At 39.6% G+C, this 21,679-nt stretch carries 26 protein-coding genes and 1 riboswitch; of the genes, 7 read left to right on the forward strand and 19 right to left on the reverse strand.

The features are described 5' to 3' along the window. Window positions 1-2 precede the first annotated feature (2 nt). The 11 genes from BMZ31_RS16870 to BMZ31_RS16920 form a co-directional block, all read right to left on the reverse strand. Window positions 3-701, reverse strand: coding sequence for an amino acid ABC transporter permease (locus BMZ31_RS16870; protein ID WP_090833097.1), 699 nt, complete (start codon window positions 699-701; stop codon window positions 3-5). Beyond that, the gene (locus BMZ31_RS16875; protein WP_254778890.1) at window positions 688-1,506 is read right to left on the reverse strand and encodes an amino acid ABC transporter substrate-binding protein; all 819 of its coding nucleotides are present in this window, start codon (window positions 1,504-1,506) and stop codon (window positions 688-690) included. Before BMZ31_RS16875 ends, BMZ31_RS16870 begins: the two co-directional genes overlap by 14 nt. Window positions 1,507-1,688: 182 nt before the next feature. Continuing rightward, window positions 1,689-2,039, reverse strand: a complete 351-nt coding sequence (locus BMZ31_RS16880) for a YisL family protein (protein WP_090833098.1) — start codon at window positions 2,037-2,039, stop codon at window positions 1,689-1,691. Window positions 2,040-2,059: 20 nt separating this feature from the next. Then, complete coding sequence (locus tag BMZ31_RS16885) at window positions 2,060-2,755, reverse strand: response regulator transcription factor (RefSeq protein WP_090833099.1); 696 nt, start codon at window positions 2,753-2,755, stop codon at window positions 2,060-2,062. Next, on the reverse strand, window positions 2,752-4,278 hold the full coding sequence (locus BMZ31_RS16890; protein WP_090833100.1) for a sensor histidine kinase: 1,527 nt from the start codon (window positions 4,276-4,278) through the stop codon (window positions 2,752-2,754). Before BMZ31_RS16890 ends, BMZ31_RS16885 begins: the two co-directional genes overlap by 4 nt. Before the next feature lie 322 nt (window positions 4,279-4,600). Then, window positions 4,601-6,028 (reverse strand): amino acid permease, encoded by a 1,428-nt coding sequence (locus BMZ31_RS16895; RefSeq protein ID WP_090833101.1) that lies wholly within the window; start codon window positions 6,026-6,028, stop codon window positions 4,601-4,603. 121 nt (window positions 6,029-6,149) lie between these two features. Then, window positions 6,150-6,328: riboswitch (Lysine riboswitch) on the reverse strand. Window positions 6,329-6,513: 185 nt separating this feature from the next. Beyond that, window positions 6,514-7,080 (reverse strand): TVP38/TMEM64 family protein, encoded by a 567-nt coding sequence (locus BMZ31_RS16900; RefSeq protein WP_090833102.1) that lies wholly within the window; start codon window positions 7,078-7,080, stop codon window positions 6,514-6,516. 63 nt (window positions 7,081-7,143) lie between these two features. Beyond that, entirely contained in the window at window positions 7,144-7,350 is a 207-nt protein-coding gene (copZ, locus tag BMZ31_RS16905; RefSeq protein ID WP_090833103.1) for a copper chaperone CopZ, read from the reverse strand. Between the two features lie 25 nt (window positions 7,351-7,375). Then, the gene (locus BMZ31_RS16910; protein ID WP_090833104.1) at window positions 7,376-7,720 is read right to left on the reverse strand and encodes a metal-sensitive transcriptional regulator; all 345 of its coding nucleotides are present in this window, start codon (window positions 7,718-7,720) and stop codon (window positions 7,376-7,378) included. A gap of 80 nt (window positions 7,721-7,800) precedes the next feature. Beyond that, a complete protein-coding gene (locus BMZ31_RS16915) occupies window positions 7,801-8,775 on the reverse strand; it encodes a nuclease-related domain-containing protein (RefSeq protein ID WP_090833105.1) in 975 nt (324 codons plus the stop codon). A gap of 184 nt (window positions 8,776-8,959) precedes the next feature. Next, on the reverse strand, window positions 8,960-9,937 hold the full coding sequence (locus BMZ31_RS16920; protein WP_090833106.1) for a zinc-binding dehydrogenase: 978 nt from the start codon (window positions 9,935-9,937) through the stop codon (window positions 8,960-8,962). Window positions 9,938-10,050: 113 nt separating this feature from the next. Here BMZ31_RS16920 and BMZ31_RS16925 point away from each other — a divergent pair, with 113 nt between their 5' ends. Further along, a complete protein-coding gene (locus tag BMZ31_RS16925; protein ID WP_368086657.1) occupies window positions 10,051-10,428 on the forward strand; it encodes a winged helix-turn-helix transcriptional regulator in 378 nt (125 codons plus the stop codon). Window positions 10,429-10,437: 9 nt separating this feature from the next. On the opposite strand, the gene BMZ31_RS16930 is transcribed toward BMZ31_RS16925, so the two are convergent. The 4 genes from BMZ31_RS16930 to BMZ31_RS16945 all read right to left on the reverse strand — a co-directional run bounded on the left by BMZ31_RS16930 (window position 10,438) and on the right by BMZ31_RS16945 (window position 13,212). Continuing rightward, window positions 10,438-10,755: an iron-sulfur cluster biosynthesis family protein gene (locus BMZ31_RS16930; protein ID WP_090833108.1), complete on the reverse strand. Its 318-nt coding sequence runs from the start codon at window positions 10,753-10,755 to the stop codon at window positions 10,438-10,440. A 162-nt stretch (window positions 10,756-10,917) separates the two neighbouring features. Continuing rightward, window positions 10,918-11,802, reverse strand: coding sequence for an alpha/beta fold hydrolase (locus tag BMZ31_RS16935; RefSeq protein ID WP_090833109.1), 885 nt, complete (start codon window positions 11,800-11,802; stop codon window positions 10,918-10,920). 61 nt (window positions 11,803-11,863) lie between these two features. Next, window positions 11,864-12,319: a MarR family winged helix-turn-helix transcriptional regulator gene (locus tag BMZ31_RS16940; protein WP_090833110.1), complete on the reverse strand. Its 456-nt coding sequence runs from the start codon at window positions 12,317-12,319 to the stop codon at window positions 11,864-11,866. 110 nt (window positions 12,320-12,429) lie between these two features. Continuing rightward, window positions 12,430-13,212 carry an EcsC family protein gene (locus BMZ31_RS16945; RefSeq protein WP_090833111.1) on the reverse strand — a complete coding sequence of 261 codons (783 nt, stop codon included), beginning with the start codon at window positions 13,210-13,212 and terminating at the stop codon, window positions 12,430-12,432. A gap of 377 nt (window positions 13,213-13,589) precedes the next feature. Between BMZ31_RS16945 and BMZ31_RS16955 the strand changes: the two genes are divergently transcribed. The 5 genes from BMZ31_RS16955 to BMZ31_RS16975 all read left to right on the forward strand — a co-directional run bounded on the left by BMZ31_RS16955 (window position 13,590) and on the right by BMZ31_RS16975 (window position 18,292). Then, entirely contained in the window at window positions 13,590-14,735 is a 1,146-nt protein-coding gene (locus BMZ31_RS16955; protein ID WP_090833113.1) for a zinc-dependent alcohol dehydrogenase, read from the forward strand. A 323-nt stretch (window positions 14,736-15,058) separates the two neighbouring features. Continuing rightward, window positions 15,059-15,598, forward strand: a complete 540-nt coding sequence (locus BMZ31_RS16960) for a flavodoxin family protein (protein WP_090833175.1) — start codon at window positions 15,059-15,061, stop codon at window positions 15,596-15,598. Window positions 15,599-15,667: 69 nt separating this feature from the next. Then, the gene (locus BMZ31_RS16965) at window positions 15,668-16,498 is read left to right on the forward strand and encodes an undecaprenyl-diphosphate phosphatase (RefSeq protein WP_090833114.1); all 831 of its coding nucleotides are present in this window, start codon (window positions 15,668-15,670) and stop codon (window positions 16,496-16,498) included. 177 nt (window positions 16,499-16,675) lie between these two features. Continuing rightward, complete coding sequence (locus BMZ31_RS16970) at window positions 16,676-17,635, forward strand: DMT family transporter (RefSeq protein WP_090833115.1); 960 nt, start codon at window positions 16,676-16,678, stop codon at window positions 17,633-17,635. 69 nt (window positions 17,636-17,704) lie between these two features. Beyond that, a complete protein-coding gene (locus BMZ31_RS16975; protein WP_139206622.1) occupies window positions 17,705-18,292 on the forward strand; it encodes a DUF6944 family repetitive protein in 588 nt (195 codons plus the stop codon). A 247-nt stretch (window positions 18,293-18,539) separates the two neighbouring features. Here the strand turns inward: BMZ31_RS16975 and BMZ31_RS16980 are convergent, their stop codons facing one another. Next, a complete protein-coding gene (locus BMZ31_RS16980) occupies window positions 18,540-18,821 on the reverse strand; it encodes a hypothetical protein (protein WP_090833117.1) in 282 nt (93 codons plus the stop codon). Window positions 18,822-18,974: 153 nt separating this feature from the next. Between BMZ31_RS16980 and BMZ31_RS16985 the strand changes: the two genes are divergently transcribed. Next, window positions 18,975-19,955: a quinone oxidoreductase family protein gene (locus tag BMZ31_RS16985; protein WP_090833118.1), complete on the forward strand. Its 981-nt coding sequence runs from the start codon at window positions 18,975-18,977 to the stop codon at window positions 19,953-19,955. Here the strand turns inward: BMZ31_RS16985 and BMZ31_RS20980 are convergent. From BMZ31_RS20980 to moaA, 3 genes are all read right to left on the reverse strand, one after another. Then, window positions 19,952-20,086, reverse strand: coding sequence for a hypothetical protein (locus tag BMZ31_RS20980; RefSeq protein ID WP_302846859.1), 135 nt, complete (start codon window positions 20,084-20,086; stop codon window positions 19,952-19,954). The two genes, BMZ31_RS16985 and BMZ31_RS20980, sit on opposite strands and share 4 nt — an antisense overlap. A gap of 38 nt (window positions 20,087-20,124) precedes the next feature. Further along, entirely contained in the window at window positions 20,125-20,442 is a 318-nt protein-coding gene (locus tag BMZ31_RS20115; protein ID WP_139205969.1) for a hypothetical protein, read from the reverse strand. Window positions 20,443-20,647: 205 nt separating this feature from the next. After that, window positions 20,648-21,667, reverse strand: a complete 1,020-nt coding sequence (gene moaA, locus BMZ31_RS16995; RefSeq protein WP_090833120.1) for a GTP 3',8-cyclase MoaA — start codon at window positions 21,665-21,667, stop codon at window positions 20,648-20,650. Between the last annotated feature and the right edge of the window lie 12 nt (window positions 21,668-21,679).

Here is a 21,679-nt window from a genome sequence, read left to right on the forward strand (position 1 = left end):
TGCTAAGACACATAGCGGTCCAATTTTTTCTCGATTCTTCCCTGCACGACAGATAAAAGGAAACAAATCACCCAATAAATTAGTGCGGCTTCCGAATAAAGCAGGAGGAATTCATAGTTGGTCGCTGCTATCTCCTGGGCACGCCTGAACATTTCCGTAACCAAGATGAGAGAAGCCAAACTTGTATCTTTTACAAGACTGATAAATGTATTTGATAGCGGCGGCAATGAAACACGCGCGGCTTGTGGCAGAATAATCCTTGTTAACGCTTGTGGATATGTCATTCCAATCGAGTAACCTGCTTCCCACTGTCCTTTTGGTATCGACAGGATTGCCGCTCTGATAATTTCTGATGAATAGGCACCCACACTTAACGAAAAACCAATGACCGCGGACGGAAACGGATCAATGGTCACCCCAATGGTTGGAAGTCCGTAGAAGATGATGAATAGCTGCACCAATAAGGGAGTTCCGCGGATGGCAGATACGTACACCCTTGCAATCATTTGCAGCGACTTAACATCGGATATGCGCGCAAGAGCCGTTAGAATAGCCAATACAAGTCCGACAATAAAACTGATGATTGTCAGCGGAATCGTATAAACAACAGCACCCTCCAGCATAGGCTGAAGGGAACTTTGCGCAATATCCATCAATCTGGCGGCGCGTTCTGGGTCTGCAAATATACTATTTAAGTACATCTTCACCAAACCACTTCTTAGAAATTTCTAGGTAAGTGCCGTCCTTAATCATTTCGTCTAGTGCTTTGTTTACTTCTTCTACAAGTGTTTCACTGCCCTTACGGAACATCAAACCACTTTGTGAAGCATCATCACTCGTTGCAACTACCTTGATTGCTGCATCTGGCTTTTGCTTTTTAAAATCAAGGAATGAAAGTTTATCATTAATCGTAACATCAACACGCTTAGAATTAATCAATTCTACGGCTTGGTTGAAGCCTTCAACTCCTGTAAGCTCTGCACCGTATTTCTTGGCAATATCTGCATAGTTACTTGTTAAAGATTGTGCTGCTTTTAAACCCTTAATATCTTCGAAAGTTTTTACTTTATCGTTATCTTTATGCGTAATCAATACCGCAGCAGAAGTAATGTATGGTTTTGAAAAATCGTACTTCTCTTCACGATCAGGACGAATTCCTACTTGGTTTGCAATCATGTCAAAACGCTTTGAATCTAAACCAGCAAACATCGCATCCCACTGTGTTTCCTTGAATTCAACTTCAACTCCGATGCGCTTCGCTACTTCTCTTGCAACTTCCACATCAAAACCAGTTAATTCTCCTTTGTCATCATGGAAAGTAAACGGAGGGTATGTACCTTCAGTACCAACAAGGATTTTACCTTCATCCTTTACTTTCTTTAAAAGGTCGTCATTAGCAGCCGTTTTTTCTTCTTTTTTATTTTCTTTGCTTGCATCATTTCCACAAGCAGATAATATCAACATAAAACTAAATAATAGTACAAAAATAGCGGTTAATTTTTTCACTTTTATAATCCCCCTTAATTCTTATCAACTTTGTCGGCATTACATATCATATTACATCCATATTGCACTGTCAAAGGAAATATTCGCAAATCTAGTTTTATTATTCCCTATAATAGTTAGGATAAATCGTAAACAAATAAAAAACCGGATAGACGTTTGCCTACCCGGTCGGTTTAAATTGATTAATGAATGTATGTTCCTAATGGTAAAGTGAATCCCAAGTATAGAAGAGCTGCAAAAAGGATGATAAAAACAATCCATAATGGCTTCACTGACTTGCCTCTCCCGCTTCTTCCAATCATAGCTTCCAAAAGACCGATCATGCCGATTCCCATTAATGCTTTTACGTAATACAATGTTGGGATATTGTCTCCTGCACTAATCAGCATACCGCCTGTAGCGATGATTAGTAAGTAAGATAAGCGCAAAACCATTTTAAGGACTTTTACATTCTTACCTTTGCTTTGCATGGAAAATGTAACGATAAAAAGAATAATGGCTAAAAGCCAAGCTGTCATATGTGCATGAATCATGGTTAATACCTCCGAATAAATTAGTTTTCGCCTTTGAATCGGTAACCGGCACCCCAAACAGTTTCTATGTATTGCGGATTGGACGGATCAGATTCAACTTTTTCTCTTATTTTACGAATGTGGACGGTAACAGTAGTAATATCTCCGAGGCTGTCCAATCCCCAAAGCTTTTCAAATAAATGATCCTTGCTAAACACTTGATTTGGGTTACTTGCAAGAAAGGCCAATAACTCAAATTCTTTTGCTGTTAAAATAACCTCCTTATTATTAATAAACACTCTTCTTGATGTGCGGTCAATATATAATCCGCGAATATATAATTCATCCACTTTCCTCGTTTGCTTTCCAGCCAGCCTATCAAATCTTGAAAGATGAGCCTTCACACGTGCAACGAGTTCATTTGGACTGAAAGGTTTGACCATATAATCATCTGCGCCTAGCCCTAGTCCACGGATTTTATCTATATCCTCTTTCTTAGCCGATACTATGATAATCGGTATATCTTTTTCTCGTCTAATCTGCCTGCAAATTTCATAACCGTCTACATGCGGCAGCATCAAGTCCAATAGAATTAAATCATAGTCTTTCGTAAGAGCCAGTTCAAGTCCTAAGCTTCCTGACAAGCATATTTCAACAGTAAAACCATTGATTTCAAGGTAATCTCTTTCAAGCTCTGCGATGCTTTTTTCATCTTCAATCACAAGGATCTTCTTCATGGCTTATCATCAACCTTTAGTGTGAAAGATATGGTCGTACCTTCTCCGGGTGTGCTAGTTGCTTGAATGGTACCTTGATGTTCCTCCAAAATCATTCTGGCAATCGCAAGACCAAGCCCACTCCCGCCTGTTTGTATGTTTCTAGATTGTTCTGCCCTGAAAAAGCGTTCAAAAACATGCGGCAACGACTTATGAGGGATTCCTGGCCCATTATCAGTAATGGAAACCTGAACCGTTTCACCATCCCCACCCAGAGAAATGGTTATTTTCTTACGGGACTTATCCATATACTTCAAACTGTTGTCAATAATATTGGAAAGAACCCGTTTAAGTTTTTCACGGTCTGCCCTCACTTCATACGAAGCCGTTTTATTCCATTCAAAAATCAATTCCGTATTTTCCTTTTCCAGTTCAAACTCCAGTTCTTCAACAAAATCTGTAAGATAGCTTAATAAATTGATCTTTTCAAAATGAAATGGGAGTTTTTTCAGATCCAATTTAGAATAGAGGAACAACTCATCAATAAGATGATCAAGGTTTACTGCTTTAGCGTAAATCGTTTGAATATAACGATCCTGCTTTTCCTGTGTATCGGCGATTCCATCTCGAATACCTTCCACATATCCTTTTATAGCAGTAATGGGCGTTTTCAAGTCATGGGTGATATGCGCAAGCAACTCCTTACGATTTTCTTCATATTGAGCACTTACATCAAATGATTCTTTCAATTGAACCCGCATCTCTTCAAAAGATTGTGCAAGTTGTCCAATTTCGTCTTGTTTTTTAATAGTAAGACTCTGGTCAAGCTTACCATTTTTGATACGATCGACAGCATCCCTTAACTTTTCAATCGGTTTTATGATACTTTTTGAAACATAATAGGTCAGAATCCCATTCGTCAAAATTAATAAAATAATAAGAATGGCAAACAAAGCAGCTGAAAACTGGTGCGCAAATTTCACCAGCGGACTTGCATCTCTTAGCACAAATAAGCTGATTTCATCACCGTTCTTCATATAAAAATCATGTTGCTTTACAGAGAACGTCTTTTCATCAATTTGCTGAATTTCATTACGAAACTCGGCATGCCCAAAGTCAGGCAACTTGTCCGACAAATCCGCAATCTTGGCCGTCGATGTGTATACAACCTTGCCATTTTGACGAATAAGGAGAGCCCCCCTCATTTCTACTAACCTTGTTGTTAAGGATTCTAAATATGACTGATTAAGTAAACCTTCTGGGTCGGTGACCGACTTCTTTTTCAACTCATAAAAGAGGATGGTATCGTCTTTCGTTATTTTATGAAAGGCATGGTTCTCCGGCAAGATGGACTTTAATTCACGAATATCTCCGATAAAAAGGAGTACCATCAGGAGTCCCGCCACTAAAAAAAGAATCACCGGTACGAAGATCATGGCAATATAGGAAAAAAGCAATCGAAACCTGATAGACAAGTCTTGCACCTTCTTTTTCATTAATGATGTTGTGTTACCCATATAGTAAACCACAGATGGCCACATCATATGAAGCGGTCTCTAAATCTTCTTTTAAAGATTAGCTAAAAAACCTCAACAAGTCCTAAAAATTATATTAAATTTTTCTTAAATATGTAGAACGACATTAGAAAAGCGCAAGCGCCCTGTTCAGCCTCGACAGGCATAAGACGAAGCGCACAGGAAATCCTGATTTCTGGAGCGATTTGGCTTATGACCAAGGTTGTTTCGGCTTTAGGAAACAACCCCGAGGGGCTGGGCGCTGGAGCTAGACAGTTATCTCCGTATAATTTTCAAACTTTCTTATATAGAAAAAAAGCCCGCCGGGTTGCCCCGACAGGCTTTGGTTTACTTATGCAATTAATTCATCTTCAACATCGGCATCAGGTTTATTTTTGGATACTCGTCCATAAAATAAGATTCCACTTGCCAATAATCCTACTCCAAACAAGAATGTCTTCATATCGGCTGTGCCGGCAATAATAACCCAAATGGAATAGATAGTTGAAAGTCCTGCAATGATACCGTCAATGATACGAGCTTTCTTAGCGCTTCCATAAGTTTCACCTGTCGTAACAAGCTTTAACTGATATACAGAGGAGATGAAATATGGTACTAGATAAGAAAGAGTTGCGATGGTAATAACAAAATCAAACGCTGTTGAAATCGAATTGGAAACAGTCGAGAAGATAAACAGTTGCCCAAGTACGTTCGAGATGACCAAAGAATAAACAGGAATACCATTTTTATTCTCTTTTCCAAATGATTGAAGGAACAAGCCTTGCTTTGCCGCTTGATATGGAACTTCGGCACTTAGCATTACCCATCCGATTGTAGATCCAAATAAACTGATTAATCCTAAACCAGCAAGCAATTGGCCACCGATAGGTCCAGTAACAACCGTGATCGCATCAATTAATGGCTTATCTGATGCAATTAATGCATCCTGGCTTAACATTCCCATAACAAGTGAGCTGATCCCCATATAAATCGCTAATGCAATGAAGAGCCCTAGAATCGTTGCTCGTTTAACATCAATTTGCTTTTTAGCACGTGATGCAAATACAACGGCAGATTCAACACCGATAAATGCCCAAAGCGTTGCTACTGCAGCATTGTTTACTTGTCCTAACAATCCAATTGCATGTCCAGCTTCATCCATTCTCGGAGCTGTAAATGGAAGAATATTGCTTTGTTCGAAAGCAAAAAGTCCAATAATGATAAAAATGAAGAATCCAGCTACTTTTGCAGCTGTTGCCGCAAAGTTCAACTTACCTGCGTTTTCCAAACCGCGCAAAATAATAAAGTGTGATAACCAAAGCAATAACGTACAAACAATAAATGTCAGTCCGTTACCGACCTTTAAAGTAAATCCACCGATAGTGAACCACTTTGCTTGTGATGTTAAAATTGGGAAAAATGTTGATAAATATCCAGTAAATGTAGTAATGATTGCTACGTTACCTGCAACGTTACCAATCCAGTAACCCCATGATGACATGAATCCAGATAAAAGGGCAGCCTTTGATCCTTTAGCAAATAATTCTTTCGCATAAATTTGCGGTCCGCCTGTGAGTTTAGGTTTTCTGATGGCAAGATTTCCGAAAACTAAAGCTGTCATCAATACCCCAAATCCTGTTAATAGCCAAGCTGAAATAACACCAGCCGGACTTGCTGCTTCCGAAAGTGAACGAGGAAGCATGAAAATTCCTGACCCAACCATATTTCCAACAACTAGTGCCGTTAAAATCCACAACCCTAGTTTATTTGATTTACCCATTGATAAAGCCCCTTTCCAGTTCCTCAAGCTTTAAGATAGAGTTTTTATTTTACCCAATATGTGCTTTTAGAAACAAAAAAACACACCTGTCTACGGCGTGTTAATACGACCGCATCAGTCTTGATTGGATAGTTCAACATAGCATAAAGCTATGACAGTCCTGCACCTGTTCGATACAGTCCCAGCTTACTGCAGTCAGAGCTCTGCAGCGCTTCGGCGATGTTTCCTTCCAGCTGAATTCAACGAGTTCTCTGACTCTCTTTCAACCTACTCATAAAAACCGCAACCTCTACCTCATCTAAAACCGACGAGGAATAATTATTCAATTTACGTTAACAAGAATACAATGGTCAAGTAATGAAGTCAATGGAAAATTTTATTTTACTAAAGTGTTAAATCAAGAAAGAAATAGTATGTTATCCACTTTCACCCATAGTTGCTAACAGTATCCGTTAAGGTTTCCAAGCCAGAACAATATACATAAATCATGAATATAAATCTGTATCTTTGAAAAATATCTTCCTCAAAATATATATAAGGATAATAATCGAGGCAATCATTAGAAACATTTTTCCTGAACCATTCCATTGAATGACTTGATAAACCGAATAAGCCTCTATGAAAAGAGCAGGTACCTTGCCGATTGAGCTTGCGATAACAAATATCACTGCTGAAACGTTACTGACTGCAGCTGTCAACGTTACAAGTCCCGATGGCATAAACGGAAATATGCGTAATCCAATAATGAGGAAAAATGCGTCCCTCCCTTCCGTTTTGAGTAACCTTTGCAGATATTTATGGTTTACACTCTTTTGAAGGGCAAATTTTCGTAAACCCTTACGATAGAGGATAAACGACACATACGCTCCAAGCGACTCACCCAAAACTGAAAGCAACATCCCTTCCCAAAATCCAAATACAATCAAATTGGCTGCTGTTAAAAACACACTTGGAATGACTCCGGCGATGCTGATGATGATACTGATCACTAAACTAAAAAGAATGGCATATTGTGGATAAGCGATAAAAAACTCGATCACTTCACTTTGCATGGTACCCCTCCTCTCTAACTGAGATAAGTGCAGAAAAAAAACACGTGCAAATCGACACGTGTTTTAAGCAACGTCATAGCCTTGATCGTCGATTGTTTCTTTAATCGCTTCAAGAGAAACAACTGCTCTGTTATATTGGATTGCCACTGTACCAGCGCCAAGATCGACTTCTACTTTTTGAATGCCATCCAGTTTCCCTACACTGCCTTCTACTGCTTTCACACAATGCCCACAAGACATTCCTTTAACATGAAGTGTTACATTCTCCATTCTAAAAACCCCTTTCAAAAATGTATTACTTTTTCATTAGTCTTTGAATGGTTACGAGCAGTTCGTCTACTACATCATGATCGCCCTCTTGTATCCGTTCAATGACACAACTTTTCATATGACCTTCAAGGAGAATTCTCGCCACACTATTCAATGCTGCCTGAGTAGCCGAAATTTGTGTAATCACATCGTCGCAATAAGTATCTTTTTCAATAAGGCCTTTGATTCCGCGAATTTGACCTTCAACACGATTTAACCTTGTTATCAAATTCTTTTTTGTAATCTCTGAATGATGACTTTTGCGTTCTGATCCTTCAGTAGCACAGTGATCGTGGCAATCTGAATCTGTCTGATGATTGTTTATCTCCATATTAGATTCCCCTTATATTTACATTTTAATATACCCCTCTATAGTATACAACTGAGAAGGATTATATTCAATATTGTAAGTCACTTTAGGTGAAAATCCGTAATGTCATAGATTCTGTTTCGTGTAGTACCTGAAAATGGAACGTTCAAAGAGGAGATTAGCTTAGAAGATGATGAAGTTGAGGATATTTTTAAGAAATTCATAAATTGTTGATTGTGAATAGTGGTACCTAACAGAAGTGAGTAATCTTTAATAGCATCTAGGTGAGCATTTTTATTAATAAATCTACATTTCACACAGTACCATTTTCCCCAATGTCTCTTCATAGGAGCAGCTCCGCATTCCGGGCAAAACACACCTTTGATAATATCGTTTTTTGGAACATCAAAGAGTTCTAGTATGTCCTGATTTATTGGCACATGGCATTTAATCAATAATTTTGCTAGTTTCTTTAATTCCTTTTCCGATAAATGCATATCTTTATGAATTTCTTCGTACTCCTCTACCTTATAAATAAAGTTTGCTGCAGGTGTTACGGTTTGAAAAACGTTTCGCGGGACCTCAGCCGTTCTGACTTTCGAGCTGTTACTGCTGATTACAACGTTTGATTTTATTGGTACCTCAGGAATGGAGTGGCTTTTTAGCCATGATTGTAATTTTCGAGTTTGTGTTTTCACTTGAAGAAGTGGATCTGGAAAAGTTTTTTCCACTCCGTTTGAAGTTCTAATCAACTGAGGGTATTTGGTGTCGAAGAAAAGTGTTCCAGAGAGGTTTTTTACTTCAGCAATGATAAAAAATTTGTGAGCCAGTACGAGGGTATCCATTTGGAAGAAGGTATGTTCATGCGCAAGTCTTAAATCGTTTAAAATGAGGTAATTTTTAGAAGGAAGATTCCTTAAATGATGATCAAATGCCTTCTCGCCTGCAAAACCAGCCTTACTTTTAGCATATTCCGCCTTGATTAGTGCTCGTTTCGGGTGATTCTCTGATGTTCGCCTTAATAGTGCTTCTAATTTGTACAATTTAATAGGCTTCTGACGCTCTTTTACAATCATTGCAACACCTCTTTTTCTAAAAATTGAAATTTGTTGATGTTTTCATACTTGAATCTTTCCAATTTGGCGATTCATTAATCCAATTTTCCACTACATCTGTCCAATTTTCAAACACATTCTCCTAGTTTCACAAAAAGTACATAAATACTCCCTCCATCAAAAAAGACCCGCACACAACGCGGGTCTAAATTTTTACAACGATTTTCCCTTTTACATGACGCTCTGATAAACGTGTAAGTGCAGACGGTACTTCTTCTAATGTAATAACTTCTCCAAGCATAGAAGAAATCTTCCCGTCCTCCAACAAAGCAAGCATTTCATCTCCCATAACACCGAGATCACTCTCCGCCTTCACATCACTAGATTGGTGTGCAGCGCCAAGTGCGATTTCATGATAAGAAAATACTTTCGTAAAAGGCTTCACTTTGCTGGAATCGGGTGCACCAGCGATGTACACGATGTGTCCCATGAAAGCGAGCAAGCCCAATGAATCTGTTGCACTTTGTCTACTTACAGCATCCACAACTGCATCCACACCGCGACCGCCTGTAATTTCCATCACTTTGGCCACTACGTCTTCTTCGCGATAATCAATCACATAATCAGCACCTAACGATTTTACATACTCATGATTATGTTTAGAAGCAGTAGAAATGACTGTTTTCCCTGCATTTTTGGCGAGTTGAACAGCAAAACCGCCTACTCCCCCTGCGCCGCCATGGATGAGGAGGATTTCAATTTGATTCATCGGCAGCTTGCGGAATAGTGATTGATAAGCCGTATATCCAGCAGTCGGTAGAGCCGCTGCGTCCTCATAACTAACCGAATCCGGGATTCTTGAAACAGTATGGGCAGTCGTTATAGCAAATTCGGCAAAACCGCCTTTCTTTGTGAGGTCACCATGATAAACGACACGATCACCAACACTCCATTGAGTTACATCTTCACCAAGCTCAACGATTTCACCTGCAACATCTAAGCCAAGAACATGTGGATAATTCCAGTTTGGATTTCCTCCTGTACCGGTTTTATAATCCACCGGATTTAAACCAACTGCTTGTACTTTTACAAGAATCTCCCCTTCTTGAGGTTTAGGCCTGTCCATTTCACCCACCTTCATTTGTTGCCAAAGTCCTTTATCTTCAAGCAATAGTGCCTTCATTACTATCATCTCCAGATCATATTTTATTGGTATATAATATATACTACTTTTATAAAAAACAAGCAGGCACTATTTTGTAACCTAGTTTCCAATTGGAAACTCCTTTGGAGGAAATGATGAAAAATCTTAGTTCGGAATATCAGTGTGCAATCAACATGGTTATTGAAATCATCGGTGGCAAATGGAAGGTTCTCATCCTTTGGAACCTGAACGAGGGTGGCAGACGTTTTAACGATTTAAAGAGGGCATTGCCAGGTATTACTCAGAAAATGCTGACACAACAGCTCCGAGAACTTGAACAACATGGTCTTGTTTCCAGGACCGTTTATGAAGAGATGCCGCCACGCGTCGAATACACGACGACTGCGTTAGGAAAAAAATTACAGCCCACATTGTTCGAGATGGGCAAGTGGGGAGATGTTTATGCCGAGGAAAAAGGCATAAGCATGAATCGGTGCTGGACGAACTATGACTTCATGAAAAATGACTAGCTGCCACAGCTAGTCATTTACATGTTTCACCTTTAAGTTATAGCTATAAATTTCTTCATCTGAAGACAGCTTGTACCCTAGGCTTGGATTGTAATCGAGTGAAATTCTCTGATGAAGATGTTTCTGGCTTTCCTTTGAAACGAGGACAGGAATGCCTTCAACATTGAACAAGTCATCGTCATTTCGTCTGCGGTCAATCTTTAAATGATGCTCAGCGTAAATCGAACAGCTCCCAATAAAGATGGCCTCAATCCGGAAGCCTTGGTCTTCCTGAAAATCGTATTTTTTTAGTTCTGCCAATGCACCTGGTTTAATGTTAATATTCATTATTTCACCCTTTCATGGGTAGACTGTACCCTTTAATATTACCCCAAATGCTTATTAGCGACGAATTTTATGCTTTTGTTCTATAAATATGCGCCGCTACCGCTATCTTTAATATACAGCTCTTACATATATGAAAAGAACCATCCAATGACTTGGATGGCGCTAGTACACTCTCTTCGTAATCGTATTTAATATTTCTTCCCAAACTTTTTCATCGTCACTCAGAAAATGACCTGCTTTAGGAACAAAGTGTGTTTCTGAATTAGGAAAAGCCGCTGCAAATTTCTTCGTTTCCACAAACGGAGCCATGGTGTCGCCTTCCCCATGCCAAATATCTACCGGAACTTTGATATCACTAACAGAAAATCCCCATGGATTAGACAAGAGAACTGGTTCATTTACACACTCATCAACAGATATCCGAAATGCTTCACCAAGATGCATCATGATTGTTTTGATTTGTTCATCAGTTTGTAGAAATTGGCGGTCCCACTCACTCAAATGCTTATTTCCTTTTCTCGTGTCTTCCATATATTTTTCAGGTTTTGTTTCAAGCATTTTTTTATGAGCACGATATCCCATCTTCATTAGCCACGGTGCTTTCTTATTTAGGAAGAATGAAATTTTGTTTGCTCTCATCATACTTTTCGGTGGCTTCCCGTTTTCAAAAGGAGCAATACTTGCAATCAAAGCAGCAGAATGTAATCGGTCAGGAAGTTGGTGGGCACACGCAGCTGCATAGGCACCTCCACCTGAAACACCGATAACAGAAAACTTTTCTAGATCTAAATGGTCGGCGATTTCTTTTATGTCTTCTGTCCAATCCAGTACAGTTCGATTAGGTTTCGGATCAGAGATGCCAAATCCAGGACGGTCTAATGAAATTAATCTAATTCCTACTCGCATGGATGTTTCATCATCATCTAGAAACATGAGCCTGGAACCTGGAGTTCCATGAAAAAACATTACGGGTATGCCATTTTTGTCCCCGTATTCGATTACCCCTATATTCCGTCCATCTTTTAGCTTAATCGTGTAACTTCCCATTCTCCCCACTTCCTTTAACTCTATTAATATTTAAGTCAACTTAAATATACATTTTAAAAAATTATTCACTCTTCTGTGTCTCAACGACTATCTCATATAACTTCTGATGCAGTTCTAGGAGTGTTTCTAAGTCTTTTTTTGGTAGCTTTGCATAATACTTTTCAATAATATAGTTTTGATTCTCTGAAACCATTTCATTGTATTGATGACCCTTATCTCCAAGTTCGACAATGATTTCGCGGCGATTATGAGGATTGATTTCCCGTTTTACGAATCCTTCTTTTTCTAATTTTGAAACGAGCTGACTTGCGGCACTGGCAGTGATGGAAAAATATTGTGCAATCTCATTTATAGATCTATTTTGGACCCTTAGCAGTTCGAGAATAATCTTTTGCTTTGTAGAAAGGTTGGCAAATTCATTTGCAGCGAGCCTTTTATAATCCTCCAAGAAAAGAGTACTTAGAGCATTAGCAGTATCTACAATATCCTTACAGATCTCAGTTGTTTCTTTTTCCATATATTATCACCTCTTGTTATTCTAATTCTAAACTTACATTAACAATTAAGCAAACTTAAACATACCGCATTTTAGAGGCAGCACTCATATAATCATGCCGCCTAAATTCTCTACTCTGAGAGCCTATCCATAATTCTTCGTTTTCGATAAAGCATCGTTCCTACTTCGGCAAGGTCATTGATCATTGACCTGTTTGTAAATGCTCCAAAAATAAGCCCAGCAACAGGAACCATTTGAAAAAGTTTTTTCCATCCAAACTGGTCTCTATAGGTGTACACCACTTCTCGCCAGCCTTGAAGTTCAGACATCATTTCTCCCGAACGTCCCTGTTCATTAAGCCCATTCAGGATTGCTCGTTTTCCTACTATATCCGCTGAAGAGAACTGCAAACACTTTACAATGAAGATACGCTCATTTTTTTCGTTAGGATCATAGCCATGAATAATGGCAATTTCCTGAAGCGTTTTCAATGAGATGGCCAATATGGCTGGAATATCAATTGCCAATGTGAAAATGCCTCCAAAACCAGTTGTCGCTCCTTGAAGAGTCGCAAACTTCTTTCTTTGCCCCACAATCTTCCCTGTGACTTTTTCCATAACGGCAAGCGGAACTTCCTTCATGTCATCGACACTTGTAATGGGTACACTTATTTCTTTTTCTATTTCTTTGTAAATGGATTCATTTCTTATTAAATAGCTACCACCCGTCTGAATATAACCACCGATTTCATCGAGCAACGTTCCGATTTTTTGATGAATGAACTTCGGTGTGATCTTATCAAGAATCTTAAAAGGCAACCTTCCTAGCCTCTCCCAAATCCATAAGTCGCTTTGGTCTTTCTCCCATTTTTCAATGAGCTGAAGTTGACTCATCAGTTCTTCTCTAGATTCCATACCACAACATCCTCTTCAATAATTTTTCCAATTAGGGACATTCTACCACTAGATGTCCCTTTTACAGAAGGCTCTGTTAAATTTGCCTGTTGATTTCCGTTTCGGCCGCTTGCTTTCCGGGAAGAATTATGAAAAAGCCCTAATGCCGGCTTTTTCAAGAGCAAATTCTTCTTGGGGGCGTTCGTCGAGCCTCCTCGTCGCTATCGCTCCTGCGGGGTCTCTTCTTAAACGCTAATCCCCCTGGAGTCAAGCGTCCTCCAATCCAATTAAAAATGTACAGAAACTAGCCTTACAGAAATAATTACCTATTCTAAAAAACTGTTATTTACAGAATTTATATGGGTAAAGACAAAGATTCCATGATGAGGAGGTTGATTATGAAAGCTGTAACTTTTCAAGGTACAAAGGATATTCAAGTCAAGCAGGTGGAGGATCCGACCCTTCAGAAAAAAGACGATATCATTGTCAGAATCACTTCAACAGCGATTTGCGGATCCGATCTCCATATTTATCAAGGGGCACTCCCTGCCACTCCGGGTTATGTCATTGGACATGAACCTATGGGGGTTGTTGAAGATGTAGGCCCTGAGGTAACGAAAGTGAAAAAAGGTGACAGAGTTGTACTACCTTTTAACATTTCGTGTGGGCACTGTTTTTACTGTGAAAATGAAATGGAGAGCCAATGTGATAATTCTAATCCAGATCCGATTCCTCCAGTCGATACGGGTGGCTATTTCGGTTTTACGGAAAGATACGGAAATTATCCAGGCGGTCAAGCTGAGCTTCTACGTGTACCATACGGAAACTTCATGCCATTTGTCATTCCAGAATCATGTGAATTAGAGGACGAAGCTCTATTATTCATGTCAGATGTACTTCCTACAGCCTACTGGAGCGTTGAGAACTCAGGATTAAAGCCAGGGGAAACAGCAGTGGTTTTAGGCTGCGGACCTGTCGGACTGATGGCGCAAAAATTTGCCTGGATGAAAGGCGCAAAACGTGTCATCGCGATTGATAATCTTGACTATCGCCTCAATCATGCGAAAAAGATGAACGACTCAGAAATCTATAATTTTGATAAATATGATGATATGGGTGCATATGTAAAAGAAATTACCCAAGGCGGTGCTGAGGTAGTAATCGATTGTGTCGGAATGGATGGTAAGAAATCCATCGTCGAAACGGTTGAGCAAAAACTGAAGCTGCAGGGCGGGACATTAAGTGCGATTGAAATCGCAATGAAATCAGTAAAAAAATTTGGAACAATTCAATTAACCGGTGTTTATGGTGCCAAATACAATATGTTCCCACTTGGCAACCTTTTTGAAAGAAATATCTCGCTTAAGATGGGACAGGCTCCCGTCATCCACTACATGCCAATGCTGTTTGACAAGATTACGAAGGGCGAATTCGACCCGACTGAAATCATCACACACCGTGTTCCACTTGAGCAGGCAAGCGATGCCTATAAGATATTCAACGATCACGAAGATGAAGTTATCAAGGTTGTACTAAAGCCCTAACATATGTAGACTCTTATTTAGCCTCAATTAGCAAACAAAATCCATGCTAATTGAGGCTTTTTATTTTCTCCAAAATAGATTAGACCCGATTATCATGTTAAAATAGACGAAGGTTTAATTTACAGAGTAAGAAAGTATGTAAATGAAACTGAGATGAATGTCTAGCTCCAGCGCCCAGCCCCTCGGGGTTGTTTCCTAAAGCCGAAACAACCTTGATCATAAGCCAAATCGCTCCAGAAATCAGCATTTCTTATGCGCTTCGTCTTATGCCTATCGGGGATGAACAGGCCGCTTGCGCTTTTCTAAAGAAGCGAGGTTTTGTTATGAAAGTATTAGCGTTGCTTGGTAGTACACGACGAAACGGAAACTCCGAATACTTGGTAAATCAAATACTTAACGGCATAGAACATACAATTATTCCCCTTGCCGAAAAACACATTGAGCCCATCATCGATCAAAGACATACAACTGAAGGATTCTCGCCCGTACAAGACGATTACGACGAATTAATCCAACACATTTTTAATCACGATGTCATCCTATTTGCCACACCACTTTATTGGTATGGGATGTCAGGCGGGATGAAGGATTTCTTTGATCGCTGGTCACAGTACCTTAGGGATGAAAGATTTGATTTCAAGGCAGAACTGGCAAAGAAAAAGGCATATGTCGTCATCACTGGCGGAAGAGATGCCAAGATAAAAGGTCTTCCGCTCGTTCAGCAATTCAATTACATCTTTGATTTCGTCAATATGGAATTTGCGGATTACTTGATTGGTGCAGGTGTAAAACCTGAAGAAGTGAAGAACGATCAACTTGCTCTCAATAAGGCGGCGCATTGGAATAGCACTTTCCGCTCTTAGGAAGATAGTTGATAAAAGAAGAGGTTTCTACCATAATATGATTTAAAGTAAAGAACTAAAGGAGACATCATGAGTTTAGATTTAATCGCAATATTAAAAGCAATCATTTTAGGAATGGTCGAGGGCTTAACAGAATTTGCCCCGGTTTCCTCTACTGGTCACATGATTATCGTTGACGATATGTGGCTTCAATCTCAAAAGTTTTTAGGGAAATACACGGCGAATACATTTAAAGTCGTCATACAGCTTGGTTCGATTATGGCGGTTGTCATTACCTTCAGAGAACGCTTTTACCAAATGCTTGGATTAAAAGGTCTTAAAGAAGCTGGTAATCCAAACAAGTTAAAACTTAGTCAAGTCATCGTTGGCTTGATCCCAGCCGGAGTTCTTGGAGTGTTGTTCGAAGATTATATCGACGAGCATTTATTCTCGACTGCGACTGTGTTGATCGGCTTGGTTATTGGTGCAGTGTTCATGATTCTTGCCGATATTTTCGGAAGCAAGAACCCTAAAGTCGAAACGGTTGACCAAATCACGTATAAGCAAGCATTCACTGTTGGACTTATTCAGTGTTTCTCCTTATGGCCTGGATTCTCACGTTCTGGATCAACCATTTCCGGTGGCGTCCTGCTTGGCATGAGTCACCGTGCAGCAGCTGACTTTACGTTCATCATGGCGGTTCCGATTATGGCTGGAGCAAGCTTCCTGTCATTGCTTAAGAATTGGGAGTACATCACGTTGGATGCCCTGCCGTTTTTTATCGCAGGCTTTATCACGGCATTTGTTTTCGCACTCATCTCGATCCGTTTCTTCTTGAAACTCATCAACAAAATTAAGCTCGTACCATTCGCCATTTACCGAATCGTATTGGCACTGATCATCTTTTTGATTTTCTTCTAAAAAATCGGCATCCCTTATGGGGATTGCCGATTTTTTATTGCTTCCACACAACCTAATCATTCCAAATCTCATGCAAAAGTCGTATCTACAACCATTCGGATAGCCGAGTTTTAATGCATGTCCATGATGGTATGATTCACGTATAGGAAAATAAGAGATTGATAGGAGATGCAATAAATGAAGAATTCAGGAGTTTTTTTAGCTTATGGCTTTGCGATCATAAATGCTTTAATCGTTGGTTTTTCTTTTCTTTTTACAAAGACGGCTGTCATGGCTTCGAGTCCCCTTGATACATTAGCCCATCGCTTTACCATAGCCTTTGTGGTCATTGTGATACTCATTGCCTTTAAGCTAGTGAAAGTTGATTTGGACATAAGACGTTTTAAAAAGTTGATTCCTCTCACCTTGTTTTATCCAGCACTTTTCTTCAGCTTTCAAGCCTTTGGGCTCAAGTACTCTCAATCTTCTGATGCCGGAATAATCTTTGCGGTGATACCCATTTTGACTACGATGCTTGCAGCTTTTTTCTTAAACGAAACGACTACTTCCCTTCAAAAACTCTCCATCTTTGCATCTGTATTCGGAGTCATTTTCATCTTTGTCATGAAAGGCAGCTCTGTTGATTTAAAAAGTATTTTTGGCATAAGTCTATTGCTGCTATCTTGCCTATCAATTGCCGGTTATTCTGTGATGGCACGCTCGTTAACGAAGCAATTCACTCCACAGGAAATCACATTTTTCATGCTCGGAGTCGGCTTCCTATTCTTTAATGGTGCCGCCTTGTTTACCCATCTTCAATCAGGAAATATCACTGCATTCATTTCACCTTGGTCAGACTTCCAATATGTGATGGCGATTCTTTTCCTTGGCGTCCTTGCATCATTAGTTACATCCTTGCTTTCGAACTTTATTTTATCAAAAATTAAGGCCTCACAAATGAGCGTTTTCTCAAACTTATCAACCGTTGTTTCCATCGGTGCAGGTGCTGTTTTTCTCGATGAAAGGATCAGCAGCTATGACATCATCGGTTCATTATTTATTGTCCTTGGAGTGGTTGGAACCAATTATTTCGCTGAAAAAAGAGAACTCTCCTCGGCTAAATTAAGCTTTTGGAAAGAAAAGAAAAACGTCATGTAGACTCACTCATAATCAATGGGTAAAACTTTTCGCCAGCAGGCATAGGATAACGTATCTCACAAAAAGGCAGTGATTTCCGTGACCGAAGCCGGCGAAGATTTACTCATTTCAGGCGCCTACATTTTAACAACAGGAACCATTATCTCTGCCATCGGACAAACGGTGAGACATGATACTGGAAAAAGATTATTCACTATTGGAAATGCTGTAGAAGCTTTTGGGAATCTTTTGCAAGCTTCTGGCTGGATCCAAAAGCTTGAATTAAAAAGAAACGAAGCAGAAATTTTAAGTTTAATAGGTTGCCTGATCCAAGCAGCAGGAAATACAACAAATTCTGTCGCTTCTGAGATAGAACTTCAGACCAATGAAGAAGAAGGCATCCCGCTAAACGCTTTAGGAAGTGGCATTCAATCTGTCGGAGCAGCGTTTGAGGCAACAGGGGCATATGAAGAAGGAAGGAACCTGGAAGTGACAGGCAATAGCTTATTGGCCATTGGAGCGTTGTTGGATTCCGCTGGTAATTTCATCACCCTCCATCAAGACCATACGAAAGGTGAATTTGTTCAAATGTTAGGTGGTTGGGTGCAGGTAGCTGGGGCATCGATCGATCTTTATTCTATTAGTGTAGTTGATAGATACAAAGATAAATCCCAATAAATTTAGCTTATTGGGGGTATATAGGGCTATTGCATGATGATTGGGGTTGTTGAGAACCTTTATCGATACCGTTTTCTTGTTTATCAATGTAAAAATGCGATATATCGATCTGAAATCCTGACTTATCAATACGATTTCAACGAATATCGATATGTCGACATTATTCGACAGGCGTACTACCACCAGTGGGTATATCCTTGCCCTCCTTCAAATAACAAAAAGACCAGATCTGTCCCAATCTGGCCTTCTACCTACTTTTATCTTGAATGTAGTTGATAAAGCCGTCGCGATGTCCCTCTTTATCTATAATTTTCCTTACGTAATAGGGATCCTTCAACAAGCCTTTTTCTTTATCAGACAGAATCCATTTTCTTAACTCAGGGTTACTCATCAGCTCTTTAAACCATTCCGTTTCATCTAATTCCTTCCAAAGATCATGAATATCAGGATCTTTTATTCCAAGGATATACTTTCGGAACAGTTCAACAAAAAATGCACCAGTTAATAAACATAGAAATATTCCAAACATGTTCTTACCTCCATTGAATTGAACATACTTGAAAAACAACTTAAGTTCAAGTCCTCATCCCTCATAATTACATTTGGAATTTATTGGACATTCAAGAATAACCAGATAGTATAATAAGAATATCTGAATTTTACATAGAGGTAGGTAATCTATATGAAAGCAATTGTGGTAAGCAGATTGGGCGGACCGGAAGTTCTGAAACTAGTTGAAATGCCCATACCACCCATTGGTCCTAAACAAGTTTTGATAAAAGTTGAAAAAACAAGCGTCAATTTTGCAGATATCAAATCAAGAAGCGGGAAGAAGGGAGAGGGCAACTTCCCTTTCGTTCCAGGCCTAGATGCAGCTGGAACCATTGTCGAGATTGGAAATGAGGTACAAAACCATTCAGTCGGACAGCGGGTCGTTGCTTTTCCCGCCAATGGATCGTATGCAGAATATGTAGCAGCAGATGAAAATCTGACTTTCTCCATACCAGAGTCCCTTGATTTCAATGTTGCAGCTGCCAGCCCAACTGTCTCCTTTCTCTCTTATAAACTTCTTGCAAAGATTGGAAGAATAGAAGAGGGAGAAACGGTAGTCGTTCATTCTGCAGCAGGTGGAGTGGGCTTAACGGCCGTTCAAATGGCTAAAATTCTTGGTGCAGGAAGAGTCATTGGCACGGTAGGAAATCAGCTTAAAGCCGATGCCGTTCTCCATGCTGGTGCAGATGAAGTCATTGTATATGAACAAGAGGATTTTGCCAAAAGAGTGAATGAACTGACCAATGGTGAAGGAGCACATATCATTCTAGATTCGGTAGCTGGTAGAATTTCAGAAAAGAGTATGAACTGCCTTGCAGATTACGGACGTCTTGTCCATTTTGGCAATTCCAGCGGAGTGGCAGGTACTTTCCGCACTTCTGAATTACATGCGAGCTGTCGCTCGGTTTTAGGATTCAGCTTTGGCACAACTCGCAAAAAACGACCGCATACCTTACAAAGTACAGCTAAGAAAGTCTTTGAATATCTTGAAGACGGTCGTTTAAAAATGAATATCGGAAAAATACTTCCCTTAGAGGAAGCAGCACATGCTCACGCTTTAATCGAAAGCAGAAAAAATATCGGTAAAATCCTATTGAGTATAAAAGACTAATCGTCACTACTTTCATCGGAAACTTCAATGTTCAAAATGAACTTAGATTTTGGTAAATAGGTAATTTCCCAATACTTATGACCGTAACTTTTCGAGAAACGCATCGGGATTTTGAACTTTACATCATCCATTCTGAGTTCCCAAAAGTCCTTTTCACGTTTAGTACCTGTTATTTCCTTATAGGATTGAGGGTAGCCCTGAATGATTTCGAAATCTTTCTGCCAATATGCAGGCAATCAAGAATGGTTTCTCCAGAGTAATAGAGCATCAGCCCTAACATAATTGGGTACACATACCAATCCTTAAGCTTATTTTTCAAAATTAGGGCTGCCACCGAATAGATTGCAACAGCACCAAGAGAAATCAATGAGAATATATAAACTTTAGGACCAATTTCAATAGAATTTAGTCCTAAATATCCTAGCGGGATTAAGAATAAACCCCGGAAAACGTAATATTTCAGTTCATTCTTGGATGGTAATTTCACTCTTCTTCACTCCACTTTTTAAACTGGTATTAAAATTCCCTATATGGAATAAGAAACTCGGTGTGAAATCTTAAAATGTATCGAGACCAAAATCCCCAGAGATGAGAGTCATTGGTTACAGTATAATGTAGAAAAATACGATTAAGTGATTTTCTAATAAACACCCCGACTTCACCAGGAAGCCGGGGTGTTTATGATATGATCCTTATCCACCAATATGGCTCATTTCGATTTTCTTGCGCTTTGTACCAGCGACGCTGCGCTCTTCTGAGTAACGGTCTTTCCTTTTATTCCAAATATCCCCTAAAAGATTGGATAGCTGTTGGTCTGATATTTGAGACCTTAATGGCGTTTTAATATCATGCGCATTTGAAGCAAATAAACATGTATAAAGCATTCCACTTGCCGATAAACGAGCGCGGTTGCAAGAGGAACAAAAAGCATCGGAAACAGATGAAATTACACCTATTTCGTCATCGCTTCCAATATAGCGATAGCGCGTTGCTACTTCGCCCGTATAGTTTGGATCGATAGGTTCCAATGGCATAATTTTGTGAATGTCTTCTATGATTTGCTTTTTCGGGTAAACATCATCAAGTTTCCATTCATTCGTGTTTCCAACGTCCATGAATTCAATAAAACGTAAGATGTGACCTTTTTCTCGGAAGAATTTTGCCATCGGAATGATTTCCGACTCATTCATTCCCCGTTTCACGACCATATTGATTTTAACCTGCAAACCTGCCTCACTAGCCGCATCTATTCCATCCAAAACGGTCTGAACGCTCACACCCCGACCATTTATTTTCCCAAAAATCTCATCTCTTAAGGAATCCAGACTGATTGAAACCCGCTTCAATCCAGCATCCTTCAATTCTTGAGCATATTTCGGTAAAAGAGAGCCGTTGGTGGTCATCGCAATATCTTCTACTCCGTCGATGTTCTTAATCTTCCGTATCAGTTCTGCCAAATTTCTTCGCATCAAAGGCTCACCACCTGTAATCCGAATCTTTTCGACTCCTAATGAAGAAACAAATATCTTTGTCAGTCGTTCTATTTCTTCAAAAGAAAGCAGTTCTTCTTTTTTCAAAAATGGGTAGTCTGGTCCGAAAATCTCGGCAGGCATACAGTAGGAACAACGAAAATTACACTTGTCCGTAACCGAAATTCTCAGGTCTCTTAAAGGTCGGTTGAAATGATCAAATACCGTTTTTTGAGCTGTCATCTTCTCTTCTCA

Source organism: Bacillus sp. cl95 (assembly GCF_900115925.1).
GTDB lineage: Bacteria > Bacillota > Bacilli > Bacillales > Cytobacillaceae > Neobacillus_A.

What these genes read in the sequence shown, in the direction of transcription:
- BMZ31_RS16925 (WP_368086657.1), top strand. Translation starts at nt 10,051, where the DNA reads ATGATGAAAAATCTTAGTTCGGAATATCAGTGTGCAATCAACATGGTT.
- BMZ31_RS16945 (WP_090833111.1), bottom strand. Translation starts at nt 13,212, where the DNA reads ATGGAATCTAGAGAAGAACTGATGAGTCAACTTCAGCTCATTGAAAAA.
- BMZ31_RS16890 (WP_090833100.1), bottom strand. Translation starts at nt 4,278, where the DNA reads ATGATGTGGCCATCTGTGGTTTACTATATGGGTAACACAACATCATTA.
- BMZ31_RS16920 (WP_090833106.1), bottom strand. Translation starts at nt 9,937, where the DNA reads ATGAAGGCACTATTGCTTGAAGATAAAGGACTTTGGCAACAAATGAAG.
- BMZ31_RS16980 (WP_090833117.1), bottom strand. Translation starts at nt 18,821, where the DNA reads ATGTTTGGAATATTTCTATGTTTATTAACTGGTGCATTTTTTGTTGAA.
- BMZ31_RS16970 (WP_090833115.1), top strand. Translation starts at nt 16,676, where the DNA reads ATGAAGAATTCAGGAGTTTTTTTAGCTTATGGCTTTGCGATCATAAAT.
- BMZ31_RS16960 (WP_090833175.1), top strand. Translation starts at nt 15,059, where the DNA reads ATGAAAGTATTAGCGTTGCTTGGTAGTACACGACGAAACGGAAACTCC.
- BMZ31_RS16965 (WP_090833114.1), top strand. Translation starts at nt 15,668, where the DNA reads ATGAGTTTAGATTTAATCGCAATATTAAAAGCAATCATTTTAGGAATG.
- BMZ31_RS16885 (WP_090833099.1), bottom strand. Translation starts at nt 2,755, where the DNA reads ATGAAGAAGATCCTTGTGATTGAAGATGAAAAAAGCATCGCAGAGCTT.
- BMZ31_RS16940 (WP_090833110.1), bottom strand. Translation starts at nt 12,319, where the DNA reads ATGGAAAAAGAAACAACTGAGATCTGTAAGGATATTGTAGATACTGCT.
- BMZ31_RS16985 (WP_090833118.1), top strand. Translation starts at nt 18,975, where the DNA reads ATGAAAGCAATTGTGGTAAGCAGATTGGGCGGACCGGAAGTTCTGAAA.
- BMZ31_RS16870 (WP_090833097.1), bottom strand. Translation starts at nt 701, where the DNA reads ATGTACTTAAATAGTATATTTGCAGACCCAGAACGCGCCGCCAGATTG.
- BMZ31_RS16935 (WP_090833109.1), bottom strand. Translation starts at nt 11,802, where the DNA reads ATGGGAAGTTACACGATTAAGCTAAAAGATGGACGGAATATAGGGGTA.
- BMZ31_RS16955 (WP_090833113.1), top strand. Translation starts at nt 13,590, where the DNA reads ATGAAAGCTGTAACTTTTCAAGGTACAAAGGATATTCAAGTCAAGCAG.
- BMZ31_RS16910 (WP_090833104.1), bottom strand. Translation starts at nt 7,720, where the DNA reads ATGGAGATAAACAATCATCAGACAGATTCAGATTGCCACGATCACTGT.
- BMZ31_RS16930 (WP_090833108.1), bottom strand. Translation starts at nt 10,755, where the DNA reads ATGAATATTAACATTAAACCAGGTGCATTGGCAGAACTAAAAAAATAC.
- BMZ31_RS16915 (WP_090833105.1), bottom strand. Translation starts at nt 8,775, where the DNA reads ATGATTGTAAAAGAGCGTCAGAAGCCTATTAAATTGTACAAATTAGAA.
- copZ (WP_090833103.1), bottom strand. Translation starts at nt 7,350, where the DNA reads ATGGAGAATGTAACACTTCATGTTAAAGGAATGTCTTGTGGGCATTGT.
- BMZ31_RS16900 (WP_090833102.1), bottom strand. Translation starts at nt 7,080, where the DNA reads ATGCAAAGTGAAGTGATCGAGTTTTTTATCGCTTATCCACAATATGCC.
- BMZ31_RS20980 (WP_302846859.1), bottom strand. Translation starts at nt 20,086, where the DNA reads ATGGATGATGTAAAGTTCAAAATCCCGATGCGTTTCTCGAAAAGTTAC.
- BMZ31_RS16895 (WP_090833101.1), bottom strand. Translation starts at nt 6,028, where the DNA reads ATGGGTAAATCAAATAAACTAGGGTTGTGGATTTTAACGGCACTAGTT.
- BMZ31_RS16880 (WP_090833098.1), bottom strand. Translation starts at nt 2,039, where the DNA reads ATGATTCATGCACATATGACAGCTTGGCTTTTAGCCATTATTCTTTTT.
- moaA (WP_090833120.1), bottom strand. Translation starts at nt 21,667, where the DNA reads ATGACAGCTCAAAAAACGGTATTTGATCATTTCAACCGACCTTTAAGA.